The sequence below is a fragment of the Devosia sp. UYZn731 genome (genome assembly GCF_040546795.1).
Lineage (GTDB): Bacteria > Pseudomonadota > Alphaproteobacteria > Rhizobiales > Devosiaceae > Devosia.
This window is the reverse complement of record NZ_JBEPOL010000006.1, coordinates 277,978-291,519: the sequence shown is the minus strand read 5'-3', so window position 1 is coordinate 291,519 and position 13,542 is coordinate 277,978. Positions and strand designations below refer to the sequence as shown.

At 63.9% G+C, this 13,542-nt stretch carries 16 protein-coding genes; 9 read left to right on the top strand and 7 right to left on the bottom strand.

What is annotated here, in order from left to right; all coding sequences use genetic code 11:
• Positions 1-507 carry an RrF2 family transcriptional regulator gene (locus tag ABIB57_RS16665; protein WP_354042246.1) on the bottom strand — a complete coding sequence of 169 codons (507 nt, stop codon included), beginning with the start codon at positions 505-507 and terminating at the stop codon, positions 1-3.
• A 78-nt stretch (positions 508-585) separates the two neighbouring features.
• The gene (locus ABIB57_RS16660; RefSeq protein ID WP_354042245.1) at positions 586-957 is read right to left on the bottom strand and encodes a DoxX family protein; all 372 of its coding nucleotides are present in this window, start codon (positions 955-957) and stop codon (positions 586-588) included.
• A gap of 461 nt (positions 958-1,418) precedes the next feature.
• Here ABIB57_RS16660 and ABIB57_RS16655 point away from each other — a divergent pair, with 461 nt between their 5' ends.
• Positions 1,419-1,775: a septal ring lytic transglycosylase RlpA family protein gene (locus ABIB57_RS16655; RefSeq protein WP_354042244.1), complete on the top strand. Its 357-nt coding sequence runs from the start codon at positions 1,419-1,421 to the stop codon at positions 1,773-1,775.
• A gap of 49 nt (positions 1,776-1,824) precedes the next feature.
• On the opposite strand, the gene ABIB57_RS16650 is transcribed toward ABIB57_RS16655, so the two are convergent.
• Positions 1,825-2,697 carry an aldo/keto reductase gene (locus ABIB57_RS16650; protein WP_354042243.1) on the bottom strand — a complete coding sequence of 291 codons (873 nt, stop codon included), beginning with the start codon at positions 2,695-2,697 and terminating at the stop codon, positions 1,825-1,827.
• Positions 2,698-2,713: 16 nt separating this feature from the next.
• The gene (locus ABIB57_RS16645) at positions 2,714-2,935 is read right to left on the bottom strand and encodes a DUF1127 domain-containing protein (RefSeq protein ID WP_354042242.1); all 222 of its coding nucleotides are present in this window, start codon (positions 2,933-2,935) and stop codon (positions 2,714-2,716) included.
• A gap of 177 nt (positions 2,936-3,112) precedes the next feature.
• Between ABIB57_RS16645 and ABIB57_RS16640 the strand changes: the two genes are divergently transcribed.
• The 5 genes from ABIB57_RS16640 (at position 3,113) to ABIB57_RS16620 (ending at position 7,609) form a co-directional block, all read left to right on the top strand.
• A complete protein-coding gene (locus tag ABIB57_RS16640) occupies positions 3,113-3,991 on the top strand; it encodes a LysR family transcriptional regulator (RefSeq protein WP_354042240.1) in 879 nt (292 codons plus the stop codon).
• A gap of 109 nt (positions 3,992-4,100) precedes the next feature.
• The gene (locus tag ABIB57_RS16635; RefSeq protein WP_354042239.1) at positions 4,101-4,652 is read left to right on the top strand and encodes a response regulator; all 552 of its coding nucleotides are present in this window, start codon (positions 4,101-4,103) and stop codon (positions 4,650-4,652) included.
• Between the two features lie 158 nt (positions 4,653-4,810).
• Entirely contained in the window at positions 4,811-5,977 is a 1,167-nt protein-coding gene (locus tag ABIB57_RS16630) for an MFS transporter (protein ID WP_354042238.1), read from the top strand.
• On the top strand, positions 5,974-7,155 hold the full coding sequence (locus ABIB57_RS16625) for an MFS transporter (protein ID WP_354042236.1): 1,182 nt from the start codon (positions 5,974-5,976) through the stop codon (positions 7,153-7,155). The genes ABIB57_RS16630 and ABIB57_RS16625 overlap by 4 nt, the downstream gene beginning before the upstream one ends.
• On the top strand, positions 7,148-7,609 hold the full coding sequence (locus ABIB57_RS16620; protein WP_354042235.1) for an MmcB family DNA repair protein: 462 nt from the start codon (positions 7,148-7,150) through the stop codon (positions 7,607-7,609). The genes ABIB57_RS16625 and ABIB57_RS16620 overlap by 8 nt, the downstream gene beginning before the upstream one ends.
• A gap of 176 nt (positions 7,610-7,785) precedes the next feature.
• Here ABIB57_RS16620 and ABIB57_RS16615 read toward each other — a convergent pair whose 3' ends face one another.
• Positions 7,786-9,444 carry an MBL fold metallo-hydrolase RNA specificity domain-containing protein gene (locus ABIB57_RS16615; protein ID WP_354042234.1) on the bottom strand — a complete coding sequence of 553 codons (1,659 nt, stop codon included), beginning with the start codon at positions 9,442-9,444 and terminating at the stop codon, positions 7,786-7,788.
• A 158-nt stretch (positions 9,445-9,602) separates the two neighbouring features.
• Here ABIB57_RS16615 and ABIB57_RS16610 point away from each other — a divergent pair, with 158 nt between their 5' ends.
• On the top strand, positions 9,603-9,950 hold the full coding sequence (locus ABIB57_RS16610) for a DUF1428 domain-containing protein (protein ID WP_354042233.1): 348 nt from the start codon (positions 9,603-9,605) through the stop codon (positions 9,948-9,950).
• Here the strand turns inward: ABIB57_RS16610 and ABIB57_RS16605 are convergent.
• On the bottom strand, positions 9,947-10,498 hold the full coding sequence (locus tag ABIB57_RS16605) for an ActR/PrrA/RegA family redox response regulator transcription factor (RefSeq protein WP_299728353.1): 552 nt from the start codon (positions 10,496-10,498) through the stop codon (positions 9,947-9,949). The two genes, ABIB57_RS16610 and ABIB57_RS16605, sit on opposite strands and share 4 nt — an antisense overlap.
• 141 nt (positions 10,499-10,639) lie before the next feature.
• Positions 10,640-11,950, bottom strand: a complete 1,311-nt coding sequence (locus ABIB57_RS16600; protein WP_354042438.1) for an ActS/PrrB/RegB family redox-sensitive histidine kinase — start codon at positions 11,948-11,950, stop codon at positions 10,640-10,642.
• 158 nt (positions 11,951-12,108) lie between these two features.
• On the opposite strand from ABIB57_RS16600, the gene ABIB57_RS16595 reads away from it, so the two are divergent.
• Complete coding sequence (locus ABIB57_RS16595; protein ID WP_354042231.1) at positions 12,109-12,594, top strand: DUF2852 domain-containing protein; 486 nt, start codon at positions 12,109-12,111, stop codon at positions 12,592-12,594.
• A gap of 216 nt (positions 12,595-12,810) precedes the next feature.
• Positions 12,811-13,539, top strand: coding sequence for a M48 family metallopeptidase (locus ABIB57_RS16590; protein ID WP_354042230.1), 729 nt, complete (start codon positions 12,811-12,813; stop codon positions 13,537-13,539).
• The last annotated feature ends 3 nt before the right edge of the window (positions 13,540-13,542 follow it).

Sequence of the window (13,542 nt, the reverse complement as noted above, 5' to 3'; positions counted from 1 at the left end):
TCAGTTGGGGGTGGGTTGACGCCGTTCATGGCGGTCAAGGAAAGCGCAACTGCGCTGGTCGATGGCGGCGCCGAGCGGGGTGGCGGTGTCGGTTTGCAGATCAGCGACGCTGACCTTGCGCAGTTCGGCGCGGTAGGCCTGCTCTGCCTTGAGCATGGCGGCGTTAACGGCGCAGGGCGCCTTGGAGAATTCCGGCGCCAGGGGGAACGGGCCGCGCTGGCGAATTTCGGCGCAGCGGAAGGCCGGGGCCGCGCCCTCGACGGCCAGAACGATATCGAGCAGGGAAATCTTGGCGACCGGCCGCGCCAGGCGGTAGCCGCCCTTGGGACCGGGCACCGATTGCAGGATGCCCGCCCCGGCCAGCGCCTGCAGGTGCTTGAGCAGATAGCTGGTGGAAACGCCGTGGTACTCGGCCAAAGCCGCGGCGGCGAGGACACCGTCGGCCGCGAGGCCTGACAATACCAGAACGCTATGGATGGCTTGTTCGACACCGTCACCGAGTTTCATGGATATCTCCTATCGTGGATAACTTATATCCATGATGCTGCGAAGCCGTCAAGCCCATGCGGAGAGGCCGCGAAAAAGCTAGAGCGAGAGGCCGATGATCATCAGCAGGCCGGCGGCGAGGGTGATGTTGACCAGAACCAGATAAAGGTGCGGATCGCGCTCCTTGCCATGGAACAGGAAGAGGTTGTGGTACATCGCCGTGGCCAGAACGAGGAAGACGATCAGCAGCGCGGCGCCGTAAATGGGCCAGAGCCCGAACACCAGCGACAGGCCACCCACCAGTTGCATGGCAAAGCCCAGGGCGACGATTGGCGGCGGCAGGTCCCAGCCGTAGTTGGTTTTCGAGGGAATGCGCGTTTTGAAACCGGCAAAATTGCGCAGGCCGGCGATCAGGAAAAACAGGCCGAAGACGATACGGCCGATAAGAATGAATGTTGTAGCAAGTGTCATGACGTCCCCCGTCGCTCATCGGCGACTCTGGCGCCATATTGCTTGGCGCAGGGCTGGGGCGGAAGCCGCAATCCACGGTTTTGATGGCTTGTCGTTGTCACAATCGCGCCTTAATCGGACCTGGTCGGCCGCAAAACAGCCCAAAGTTCTGCCGGAACCCTACGCAAATTGCCCAATACAGGCCGTGGGCGTGGAACTGTTGCCGCAAAGTCGCACGACGCAAATCCAATTTCGCTGACGGCGGAATCCATCGGCCTGAATCGCCGATCGCGTTTGATTTTAGATTCATATCCTTCGCTCGGCAGAGTCTTGGCCGACAGATTAATCAATCGTCACGCGATTTGCCGCGTTCTATTGGCAACAGAGTGGGCCGCAAAGGCGATTGAGGCAGTTGGCCCACATTGTGGCCCCGCCCCGCCATTAAGCATCTGTTCAGGAACAACTGAAGAGAGACTAGACGCTTGATCAAAAAGACCGTGTTCGCCGCTGCACTTGCTGCTGCAGTCCTGATAACGTCCACCGCCGGTGCCTTTGCCCAATGCGGCGGCGCCTCCTGGTATGGCCCCGGCTTCAATGGCCACCGCTCGGCTTCCGGCCAGATCTTCAATCAGAATGCCATGACGGCGGCGCATCGCTCGCTGCCCTTCGGCACCAAATTGCGCGTAACCGACCAAAACACCGGCAATGCGGTAATCGTGACCATCAACGATCGCGGCCCCTACCATGGCCGCCGCATTATCGATCTGTCGGCCGGTGCGGCGTCCAAGCTGGGCTTCCGCAATCGCGGCACGACTTCGGTCTGCATCGAACAAATCTGACGCAAAATACCAGATCATGAATGGGCCGCTCCGTTTGGGGGCGGCCCATTTATTTTCTAGAGACGCAATCCCAGCGCGTCGATAGCGGCGACCTGATCGGCATCGAGTGGGCCCTGGCGTTCGGCAGCGAGCGCCTGATCCAGTTCGGCAACGTTCTTGAAGCGGCGCGGTCGAAATCGGCGCTGGTCGGGCTGTGCTCCGGGCGGTCGATCCCCGATGTCAGCGCGCCAGCCTGCACGGCGCGGACGCCCATGACGCCCACGCCATGGGTTTTGGCGGCGGTGATGACATCGCGCGGGCGCGGCGCGAGGCCAGTGCCGTTCATTTCGCCCGGACTGTCCATAAGATTGGCGATCGCCTGGACCACGGCAGGACGTGGGCCCGACGACATGGCATCGATAGTGCCCGCCGCGTGGTTGATACCGGTAATGCCCCAGGCGCCGATGAGGCCCTCCGACACCAGCCGCTCGAAGGCGGGCACCACCGCCTGGCGATAAAGGCTGAGGCTGGTGGAGCGCATGTCCTTGGGCGGCTGGCCGGCAGGATACTCAAAGTCGTCGGGGCGGATTTCGCTGTGCAGGATCATCAGGTCGACGCGCGGTAGAAGCATGGCAGCGAGGCTGGCGTCGAGCGAGGCCCGCAGGCGATCATACACCTCGGCCCGCGGCGGCGTGCCCAGGCTGTATTTGGTGGTGATGCGCCCGCCGTCGGGCAGTTTGCCGCCGAAGGCCTTGGCGATCATCTTCTCGCAATTCTTGTAGCCGGGGGCAGTATCGATGAGGTCGATGCCGGCCTCGACGGCACGGCGGAGCGTATCGACCGAGTCGGTATCCGACGCCTCGCCCCAGAGTTGGCCGATGCCGCCGCCACCCAGCGTGAGGCGGCTGACGGGACCGAATGGGCCCAGTATGTTGATCTGCATTGTGGTTCTCCTCGGTTCAGGCGACCAGACCACAATCGGGCTCGGCGCACCTGGTTGCAGGGGCCGCGTTCCGGATCTGGCGCTGGGCGGCCATGGCATTGCAGCGGGCGATGGTTCTGATGGCATCGCGCTCGATGCCCATATCGGCCAGCAGTCGGTCATCGAAGTCTTCGAGGTACCGCGTGGTGTCGAGCCGCAATTGCCAGATGCGATAGCGGGCGATGAGGTTTTGCAGCACGGAAGAATTCCCTGGATTGGCCATGGCAAAGCCGGCACCGGCGATCAGGCCGGTTTTTCAAGAATGCGGTTTTGCCACTGATGATTTGGCGCTTTGCCGCGCCGCAGGGACATACTTGCCGCGATTGCCGCGTTGCCGCTATGGTCAGGAACGCAATGAGCTTTGCAGAATTGAAAAATGGAATTTGGCTGGGACGACCTGAGAGTGTTTCTCGACGTGGCGCGGCTGGGCGGGCTGAGTGCCGCGACGGCGACCACGGGCCTCAGCGCCGCCACTTTGGGCCGGCGCGTCAACGCTCTGGAGCGGCAGATTGGCGAGCCGCTATTTCACCGCTCGCAACAGGGCTATCGGCTGACCAGCGCGGGCGAAGACCTGTTGGCGCGCGCCGAGGATGTCGAGGCGGCCATGCTGTCGCTGACGCGGTGGAAGGAAGGCAATCTGCGCGACCGTATCGTGCGGTTGTCGGCGGGGCCGTGGACCTCGGCCTTCGTATCGCGCCATATCGGCAGGGTGTGGACCGTGGCAGACCGGTTCGGGCTGGAGCTGGTGACCGCTAACGAGAAGGTGGATATCGGCCGCCGTAATGCCGATCTGGGCATTCGCAACCAGCGACCGACCGAGCAATGGCTGGCTGGCCGGCAGATCGGCAGCGTCGCCTATGGGCTTTATTCGGGTCGCGAGCTGATCAATGGCGTGGCGGCGGGCCTGTTCGTCGGCGTGGCGGGGGACGGGGCGCAGACCCATTCGGCGCGCTGGATCGAGGCACATCATGGCGATCGCATCGGGGTGCGGGGCAATGATGCTATGAGCGTGCGCGAACTGGTGGCGGCGGGCGCGGGGCTATCGGTGTTTCCGTGTTTCGTGGGCGACAGCGACGAGCGGCTGATCCGGGTCGCGCCGATCATCACCGAATTGCGCACCGACCAATGGCTGGTGAGCCACCACGAGGAGCGCCATAGCCTGGCGGTGCGCACCATCGGCGACCGCATTGCGGCGCTGATGCGCGAGAACGCGCCGCTATTCGGTGGCGAGCGGCCACTGCATCAGGGCAAATAGCGCGCGGCGCTGGACTGCGGGGATAAACGGGGCCGGCTGTTAGCGCGCCCTTAGCAATGGCCAGCGTAACGTGCTGGCGGGAAACTAGAACTGGTCGGGGACGCGACCAATGCATGCCACCGCTTTCATCATCGGCCCCACCACCGGGGCCGGCGCCGCTTTGGCGGATATCGCGCGGACTCTCAAGTTCGCCGCGGTATTGCCCTATGCGGGCATCGAGGCGGCCGAAAACCAGGCCCATCACACGCCGGTCTGCTACTTCCTGTTCGCCCCGGTAGTGCAGATTGCCAGCTTGAGCGAGATCGCCGAGGCGATCCGGTTCTGTCCGAGCCGGCGCGTGCGGTTTTCGCCGATGATCTATTTCTCCGACAAGACCTCGGCGGAGACCATTTCGGCCTGCATCAATCTGGGGTTCGACGACATCATCACCATGCCCTTCACCCAGCAGCGGGTGAGCGAGCGGATCGGGCGGCAGGTCGGCCCGAGCCTGACCTATTTCGAAACCTCGAGCTATTTCGGCCCCGACCGGCGCGACCGGGTGACGGCGCCAAACCGGCCCGCCGAAAGTCGACTGGGTGGGCAATTCCGTCGGCTGGAAATCGTGCGTAACTTTGAAACGGGCGTGAACGTGTTGCGCGACGACAGCTACGCGGTATTGTGAGGGCTGGCCGGCCCTGCGCGCAATTGTAGCCATACGGACAATTGCCTTTATTCCAACGTTGCAATAAACGATTTTGCGAGCATTTGAGACGCTGTTTCGCCGCGCGGCGAATCCGGTTAGCGTCGCCTCCAATTCCAGTTCGCGAGTTCTTTTCAATCATGAAATTCGGCATCGACATGCCCCCGCAGTTGCGGGTCTACGCGGCATTTTTCGTCTATTCATTTTGCATGGGCAGCATTTTCCCGCGCCTGCCGGATATTCAGCGCGCCATGGGCGTGGCCGAGGGCGCACTCGGGCTGGCGCTGATCGGCGCCGCCGTCGGCACGCTGATTTCTTTGACCTTTGCGGGTGGGCTGATCGAAAAAATCGGGCATCGCCGCGCGCTGCTGACGGCGCTGCCGCTGCTGGCCGTGTTTTACGCGCTGGCCGTCTGGGCGCCCTCGCCGCTGACGCTGTTCCTGTTGCTGCTGCCGGTTGGGCTGACCATCGGGGTGATCGAAGTCATCGTCAATCTGGAAGCCGACCGCGTCGAGCACGCTATCGGCCGGCGCATCATGAACCGGGCGCATGGCTTCTGGAGCATCGGGTTTTTCAGCGCCGGGCTGATCGGCTCGCTGATCGCCCAGACCGGTCTGTCGCCGCAACTGCACCTGCTGATCATGGTGCCGGTGATCTTCATCGGCACCGCCGTGATCATGGGCCGCTTCGAGCCCGCCGAGCATCGCACGGGTGGCAGCACCGATGAAGGCCCGCGCTTTGCCCGGCCCACCCTGGCTATCCTGGTGCTGGTCTGCGTCACCATGGCGGCGGTGATGATGGAAGGCGCCGGCATCGATTGGTCGGCCATCTATATGCGCGATGTGTTCCAGTCCGAACCGTTCCTCGCCGGTTTCGCCGTGGCCCTGGGCGCCGGCGCTCAGGCGCTGATGCGTTTCCTGGCCGATGGCTTCGTGGAGCGCAGCAATCCCGTCTCCGTGGCGCGGATCTTGCTGGGCGTGCTTGGCGTGGGGGCGTTGATGGTGTTTTTCGCCAATGCGCCATGGATGGCACTGGTGGGCTTCGCGCTGATGGGCTGCGGCACCAGCGCGATCTTCCCGCTGGCCATGTCGGCGGCGGCGCAGCGCACCGATCGCCCGGCGGCGGTCAATGTGGCGGCCCTGGCGCAGATTTCCTTCGTGGGGTTCCTGCTCGGACCGCCGCTGCTGGGCTTTGTGGCCGAGCATTTCGGCATCCGCTGGGCCTTCGGTATCGGCCTGCCCCTCGTGGTGGTGAGCCTGTTCGCGGCCGGCGCCCTATCTCCCAAGTTCAAGGCTAAACTGGCATGAAAATCGCGCCGCACTACCGTATCTTCGCCTGCTTCTTTCTCTTTGCCTTCGCGCTAGGGGCCCTGTTGTCGCGCATGCCCGACCTGCAGGAGCAATTGCAGGTCAGCAAGAGCGAGCTGGGCCTGACCCTGATCGGCATGGCCATCGGCTCGCTGATTTCGCTGACCTTTTCGGCGCCGCTGATCGATCGGCTGGGTGCGCGCACCACGGCATTGGTGACCGTACTGGGCACCGCGACCTGCTATGCGCTGATCCCGTGGCTGAGCTGGGCGCCGGGCGTGTTCATCCTGCTATTCGTCGCCGGCCTCCTGGCCGGGGCGCTGGAAATCAACCTCAACGTGCAGACCGACCGGCTGGAGGCGCAGTTCGGCAAGAGCTACATGAACCGGGCCCACGGCATGTGGAGTCTCGGGTTCTTCGTGACCGCGCTCCTGGGTGCATTCGTGCGCGGCGCTGGAATCTCCATCGAAATCCATCTGCTGATCGCGGTGGGCGTGGTGTTCGTCATCGGCACCTGGATGATGGTGGGGATGGTCAATGCGCCGGCGCGCCTGACCGGCCATCAGGGCGATACCCCCAGAATCGCCTTTCCGCACTGGGGGCTGCTGCCGCTGTGCATGATCGGCATCGCGGCCTTCCTGGTCGAGGGCGCGGGCATCGACTGGTCGGGCATTTACATGCGCGACGTCTTTTCCGTCGATCCGTTCACCGGCGGGCTGGGGCTGACGCTATTCTCGGGTTTTATGGCCGCCATGCGGCTGACCGCCGATCCGGTGGTCGACCGGTTCGGGCCGCGCAGCGTGGCGATCACGCTGATGGGGCTGGCGATTGCGGGCGCCGTGGCCGTGGCTTTCGCGCCGGTCTATTGGGTGGCGCTGGCGGGCTTCGCGATGATGGGCACGGGCTGTAGCGCGGTCTATCCGCTGGCCGTTTCGGCCGCGGCGCAGCGCACCGACCGGCCATCGGCGGTCAATGTGGCGGCGCTGGGCCAGGTGACGTTCATCGTCTTCTTCCTCGGGCCCCCGCTGCTCGGCTTCGTCGCCGAATATCTGGGCATTCGCTCGTCGTATCTGGTGATCCTGCCAGTCCTGATCCTGGGGCTGATCGCCTGCCGGGCGCTGGCCACCAAGGGGCCGGTCGTCACTGCGGGGGTCGAACCCGCATCGAGCCATGGCTGAGCTGCCGCCCATCGTCGACCTGCGCCAATCGGCCACCGCGCTGCGCGTGCAGCGCGGTGTGATGCGGATGCTGCGCGAGGTCTACGATATGGCCTGCTATGCCGAAGTGCCGCTGCGCAATGGACGGCGCGCCGACGTTTTGGGCGTCGGGCCGAAGGGCGAAATCTGGATCGTCGAAATCAAATCCAGTCTGATCGATTTTCAGGTGGACCGGAAATGGCCGGAATATCGCGAATTTTCCGACAAGTTCTTCTTCGCCAAGCCGCCCGAACTGGACGCCGCGATTTTCCCCGAGAGCGAGGGGTTGATCGTGGCAGACGGGCATGACGGGGCGATTTTGCGGGATAGTCCCCACACACCCCTGAACCCGGCGCGGCGCAAGGCGCTGATGATCAAGCTCGCGCGGATGGGGGCGGATCGCATCCATTTGCTGATGGATCCGGGACCGAAGTGAGAGCACGAAAGGTCTATCGAAGACGATAGCCCCATCCACCGTCCCTTCCCGCGGACTTGATCCGCGGGCCTCTCAAAGCACATGCCGCGCTGATAGCGGCCCCCGGATCAAGTCCGGGGGAAGGAGCGGGTGGGGGAACATGCGCGCCACAGGGCCAGTCCCGTTCAGCGAGAACTTTACTCGTCGAATGCCTGCGATTCGCTGGGCGCGCGCGGCACAAATGTCGACACCGGCGGCGTGGTATCGCCGCCCAGTTCGGATAACTTCGCCTGCAATTCCTTCATGACCCGCAACTTGTCCACGTCGCTAACGCCGTTCAGCCGCTGGCTGAGGCGGATGGTGAAATCGGCGAACTGGTTGTGCCAGTCAGTGGTCATCTGCGCGGGATCGATACGGGGCGTCGCAGGGTGGATGACGGCGGCAATGCCGTCGGCGCGCAATTCGAAAAAGTCGTCGAGCTGGGGCAAAACGACCTGATCGCCGGAGAGACCGCTGGTCACCAAGGCAGCGCGCAGGGCGGTGCGCTCCTCGTCCTCGCCATGGGTCAGGAAGATGGCGCCGTGGGCGGGCAGGCGTTCCTTGATCCAGGCCATCAGTTCGGAATGATCCGCATGGGCGGAATAATTGCCCATCGAGCGGATGCGGGCGTGCACCGGCACGAGGCTGCCGTGGATACGCACTTCCTTGGCGCCGGACTGGATGATCTGGCCCAACGTGCCGGGCGCCTGGTAGCCGACGAACAGCACGGTGGCATTGCCGCGCGGCAGGTTGTTGCGCAGGTGATGCTGGATGCGGCCGGCATCGGCCATGCCGGAGGCACTCAGGATGATGGCGCCGCCCCTTATGGTGTTGATCGCCTTGCTCTCCTCGACGCCCTCGATGATGCGGAAGCGCGGGTCGTTGAACAATTCGCTGGCGCTGAGTTCGACGTCATCGAACATCTTGGCGTATTTGCGATAGACGCTGGTGACCTTGCTGGCCAGCGGGCTATCGAGGAACACCAATTGGGGTGAGATTTCGCCGGTCTTGATCAGGTAGCCGATGTCATGCAGCAATTCCTGGCTGCGCTCGACGGCGAAAGCGGGGATCACCAGATTGCCACCCCGGCGCAGGGCCTCGTTGATCTCGGTCTTGAGGGACTCCCGGCGCTGCACCAGGGTGTAATCGTCGCGCTCGCGGCCCCCATAGGTGGATTCGCACAGAATGTAATCGAAGCCGGCGGGGCCTTCGGGCTCCTTGTAGAATACCTTCTCGTCGGGGCCGATATCGCCGGAAAACATGATGGTGACGGGCTTGCCATCGGTGTCGATCACTTCGACTTCGATGGATGCGGAGCCGATAATGTGGCCGGCATTCCAGTAGCGGGCGCGCACGCCGGGGCCGGGGGTAATCCAATGCGCATAGCCGGTGGTCTCACGATGCTGCAGCGCCTCCTCGGCGTCTTCCAGCGTGTAGAGCGGCTTGGCGGGCTCCTCGCCGCGCCGCGAGAGCTTCTTGGTTTCGCGCTCGGCCTCGCTTTCCTGGATGCTGGCGCTATCGGGCAGCAGATATTCGAGCAGGCCGGCGGTGGGCTCGGTCATCCACATCGGGCCCCGAAAGCCCTCGCGATAGAGCTTTGGCAACAGGCCCGCATGATCGATATGGGCGTGAGTTAGCAGCAGGAAATCGATCGCCTTGGGATCGAACGGTGTCGGCTTGAGGTTCAGCGCGCGGACTGATTTATTGCCCTGGAACAGGCCGCAATCGACGAGAAACTGCCCGCTGGGATGCTCCACGCGATAGCAGGAGCCGGTGACGGTGCCCGCCGCGCCGTGAAAGTGCAGGGTGACGCTCATGGCAGGCTCCCGGGTTGTTTGGCGATTGCTAGACTAACGCTTTGACAATACGGCGAAAGGGGGACCGCACCGCTTTGCCGAAAATAGGCGCGGAGCGATGTCGCAACCGAGACCGCTCATTCGTCATTGGAACAGTGTCACCGCAGAGGAGAGCGAAAATGACTTACGTCGACGGATTTGTTGCCGCCGTGCCGAAGGCCAACAAGCAGGCCTATATCGCCCATGCCCGCCAAGCGGCGGCGCTGTTCAAGGAATGGGGCGCCACACGGATCGTCGAGACCTGGGGCGACGACGTGCCGGCAGGCAAGCAGACGGACTTCATGCGCGCGGTGGCGGCCAAGGAGGACGAAGCGATCGTATTTTCCTGGATTGAGTATCCCGACAAGGCGACACGCGACGCCGTCGGGCAGAAAATGATGAGCGATGCGCGCATGCAGGCCATGAAGATGCCATTCGACGGCGCCCGCATGATCTATGGCGGGTTCGAGAGCCTGTTCGTGGCTTAACGCGGCGCGCGCTTGGCCAGAATACGCTGCAGCGTCCGCCGGTGCATGTTGAGCCGGCGGGCGGTTTCCGAGACGTTGCGATCGCACAGCTCATAGACGCGCTGGATGTGTTCCCAACGCACGCGATCGGCCGACATCGGATTTTCCGGCGGCTCGGGCTTGTCCTCGCCGGTGGCCAGCAGGGCGTTGATGACGTCGTCGGCATCGGCGGGCTTGGAGAGATAGTCAACCGCGCCCAGCTTCACTGCGGTCACGGCGGTGGCGATATTGCCATAGCCGGTCAGCACTACGGCGCGGGCATCGGCGCGCTTGGTATGCAGCGCCTGCACCACTTCAAGGCCATTGCCGTCTTCGAGGCGCAAGTCGACCACCGCATAGGCGGGCGGGCGCTCGGCCACGGCGGCAAGCCCGGCGGCGACGGTGGCGGCGATGCGCACCTCGAAGCCACGGCGCTGCATGGCGCGCTCCAGCCGTTGCAGGAATGCAGCATCATCGTCCACCAACAATAGGGACGGGTCGGTGGCCAACAGCTCTTCGATCGTGCTCATGGACTTCACATAAGCGTTTGTGGCGGAAACGTCAAAATGCAGATGGGCCATGGTAAACCTCCGGGGCTGTGACAGCCGATATCACAGCATTTAGGTCTGGGTTCGGACCCGGTGTCACAAGAGGCAGGATGTCGCAGAGCGCTAACGCACGTTCGGCTCGATCGCCGAGCGCGGCCAGACGATGCGGACCTGGGCGTGGCCGGCTGGATCGATGTTCTGGAACGCCAAGCGCCCGCCGGTGCGCTCAAGCAGGGTCTTGGCGATGAAAATGCCAAGGCCCAGGCCACCCGGGAGATGGGCATCGCGGGCCTGCGGATCGCGGGGGCGGCTGGTGAGATAGGGATCGCCCAGCCGCGCGATCAATTCCGGGGCAAAGCCGGGACCGTCATCGGTGATGGTGACGCTGATGGCCGAGCGGTCCCAACTGGATTCGATGCGCACCGTCTGGCGGGCGAAATCGGTGGCATTCTCGATGAGATTGCCCAGGCCATAGAGCAGGCCGACGCTGCGGTGGAACACCGGCGGCGGGCCGGCAGCTTTTTCGGAGGCGAAGGCAATGACCTTGCCGCGACCTTCATGCGGGCGGGCGACTTCGGCGAGCAGATCGGTCAGCGGCACTTCGGCAAAGGGATCAGTGTCATCGGACCCCAGATTGCGCAGCTTGGCGAGGATGGCGCGGCAGCGGGCCGCCTGCTCGATGATCAGTTCGATGTCTTCGGCCAGCTCGCTGCCGGCTGGGGCTTCGCCGCGCATTTCCTTGGCGGCCAGCGCGATGGTGGACAGCGGCGTACCCAATTCGTGCGCGGCGGCGGCGGCGAGGCCATCAAGCGCGCTCAATTGCTCGCGGCGCGACAGCGCCAGCTCGGTCGCCGCCAGCGCATCGCCGATCTGGCGGGCTTCATGGGCGACACGCATCGTATAGGCGGCGATGAAGACGACGCCACAGATCAGCGACACCCAGATGCCGATAACATAGATGCGGTTGAAGACCAGGGCTTCGCTCGGATCCCAGGGCAGGGGCAGGTGGAACACCGACAGCACCGTGGCGATCAGCGCCGCGAGCACGCCCAACACCACCGTGGCCTGTTGCGGCAGCGTCGTGGCAGAGACCGAGACTGGGGCCAGCAGCAGAATGGCGAACGGATTTTGCAGGCCCCCGGTCAGTGCCAAGAGGCACCCGAGCTGCAGCAGGTCATAGGCGATCTGGCTGGCGGCAAAGACCGATGTGGGCCGATAGGCAGAACCGAAACGGCCCACCAGCACGATATTAACGCCCACCGACAGGGCGATCAGCGCCAGGCATGCCGGCAGCGGCACCGGAAAGCCGAGCCCAAAGGCCACGAACAGCACCCCGATGGTCTGGCCGCCGATGGCCAGCCAGCGGAGCAGCACCAGGGTTTCCAGACGCAGCGGGCGCCACGTCGAGGGCAGCGGCAGACCGTCGGCTTGCATCAAAGTCACGGCTTATTCCTCATTTGGGGTTGGTTTTGGCGCGGCGCATAGGAAAGCCAGTATTGGATTTCAAGACCAAAAAACCTTGGGCACATGCTTGATCCTACCCGGGCCGGGGCCACTTTTGATAAATCGTGACTGGGAAAGAGATCACCGAAATGAACACAGCGCTTATCAAACCTCAATGGTCGCCAATCACCATCGCCCTGATGGTCATGGGCTTCATCTTCTTCTGGCCGGTCGGCTTCGTCGTGCTCGCCTACATCCTGTGGGGCGAGAAGTTCGGCGGCTCCGCCGACAAGGCCCAGGCCTATTTCAACAAGGGCCGCGACTGGTGCGCGCCCAATCGCAACCGCCATGCCGGCTTCGGCCGTCATCACTACGCGCAGTCGTCCAGCGGCAATGCCGCCTTCGACGACTACCGCGCCGAACAGCTGCGTCGCCTTGAAGAAGAACGCGCCCGGCTCGATGCGGAAATCGAAGACTTCCACGAATATATGGCCAACCTCAACAAGGCCAAGGACCGCGAAGAATTCGATCGCTTCATGAATGATCGCCGCAGCAATCGCCAGGGCTATACCGAGCCCAAGCGCGACGACAATGGCGACAACAATAGTGGCTGGAGCAGCGGCGGCAACGCCTGAGCCTTGGCTTCCGAAGTTTCCTCCTGAGGCAGTCGTTTCCCAACGATTGAAACTGGGCGTCCCGCAAGGGGCGCCTTTTTTTGGTTGGGCTTTCCCAAACGCGGAGCAGGTTCCCCTCCCCTCGAGGGGGAGGGGACAGATCGAGACTGCGACAAACTCCATGCTAAAATACCCTCCATGATTCTCACCGGCTCCGGCCGAAGGTCCCCTGCCGCCGTGTTTTTCAAAGCCAAGCCCAAAATCCCCACCAGCACCCAATTGGCCATCGATGGCCGCATGGTTAGCGTGGCCGTGCGTACCCATGCGCGGGCGCGCAGCTATCGGCTGTCGTTGCCCAGCAGCGGGCCGGTGCTGACGCTGCCGCCGCATGGCAAATGGGTCGAGGCGGAAGCGTTCCTGCTGCGGCATAGCAACTGGCTGGCGGCGCGACTGAAGCGGGCGCCCGAGGCGGTCGAACTGGGCGACGGCGGCACGGTGCCGCTGCGCGGGGTCGTGCATCGCATTATCGGCACCGGCAAGGTGCGCGGCCGCGTGGAACTGAGCGAAGTGGATGGCGAGCCGGTGCTGCTGGTGCCGGGCGATCCGGCGCATCAGGCAAGACGGCTGGTGGATTGGCTCAAGGCCGAGGCGGCGATCGATCTCGCCGCGCGGACCGCAGTCCATGCCGAACGGCTCGGGGTGACGGTGCGGTCGATCAAGATGCGCAGCCAGTCGAGCCGCTGGGGCTCATGTTCGTCGACGGGAAACCTCAACTACAACTGGCGGCTGATCATCGCGCCGCCGCATGTCCTGGATTATGTGGCAGCCCACGAAGTGGCACATCTGGTGGAGATGAACCACTCGGACCAGTTCTGGGCGACCGTGAAGCGCACCTTGCCCGATATGGAGCGCGGCCGTGCCTGGCTCAAGGCGCATGGGCGCGAGCTGATGCTGTACGGCGCCTGAGGG

Excerpts from the sequence above, each read along its gene's own strand:
- ABIB57_RS16610 (WP_354042233.1), top strand. The coding sequence starts at position 9,603 with ATGACTTACGTCGACGGATTTGTTGCCGCCGTGCCGAAGGCCAACAAG.
- ABIB57_RS16650 (WP_354042243.1), bottom strand. The coding sequence starts at position 2,697 with ATGCAGATCAACATACTGGGCCCATTCGGTCCCGTCAGCCGCCTCACG.
- ABIB57_RS16640 (WP_354042240.1), top strand. The coding sequence starts at position 3,113 with ATGGAATTTGGCTGGGACGACCTGAGAGTGTTTCTCGACGTGGCGCGG.
- ABIB57_RS16600 (WP_354042438.1), bottom strand. The coding sequence starts at position 11,950 with ATGCAAGCCGACGGTCTGCCGCTGCCCTCGACGTGGCGCCCGCTGCGT.
- ABIB57_RS16615 (WP_354042234.1), bottom strand. The coding sequence starts at position 9,444 with ATGAGCGTCACCCTGCACTTTCACGGCGCGGCGGGCACCGTCACCGGC.
- ABIB57_RS16660 (WP_354042245.1), bottom strand. The coding sequence starts at position 957 with ATGACACTTGCTACAACATTCATTCTTATCGGCCGTATCGTCTTCGGC.
- ABIB57_RS16635 (WP_354042239.1), top strand. The coding sequence starts at position 4,101 with ATGCATGCCACCGCTTTCATCATCGGCCCCACCACCGGGGCCGGCGCC.
- ABIB57_RS16625 (WP_354042236.1), top strand. The coding sequence starts at position 5,974 with ATGAAAATCGCGCCGCACTACCGTATCTTCGCCTGCTTCTTTCTCTTT.
- ABIB57_RS16620 (WP_354042235.1), top strand. The coding sequence starts at position 7,148 with ATGGCTGAGCTGCCGCCCATCGTCGACCTGCGCCAATCGGCCACCGCG.
- ABIB57_RS16595 (WP_354042231.1), top strand. The coding sequence starts at position 12,109 with ATGAACACAGCGCTTATCAAACCTCAATGGTCGCCAATCACCATCGCC.
- ABIB57_RS16630 (WP_354042238.1), top strand. The coding sequence starts at position 4,811 with ATGAAATTCGGCATCGACATGCCCCCGCAGTTGCGGGTCTACGCGGCA.
- ABIB57_RS16605 (WP_299728353.1), bottom strand. The coding sequence starts at position 10,498 with ATGAGCACGATCGAAGAGCTGTTGGCCACCGACCCGTCCCTATTGTTG.
- ABIB57_RS16665 (WP_354042246.1), bottom strand. The coding sequence starts at position 507 with ATGAAACTCGGTGACGGTGTCGAACAAGCCATCCATAGCGTTCTGGTA.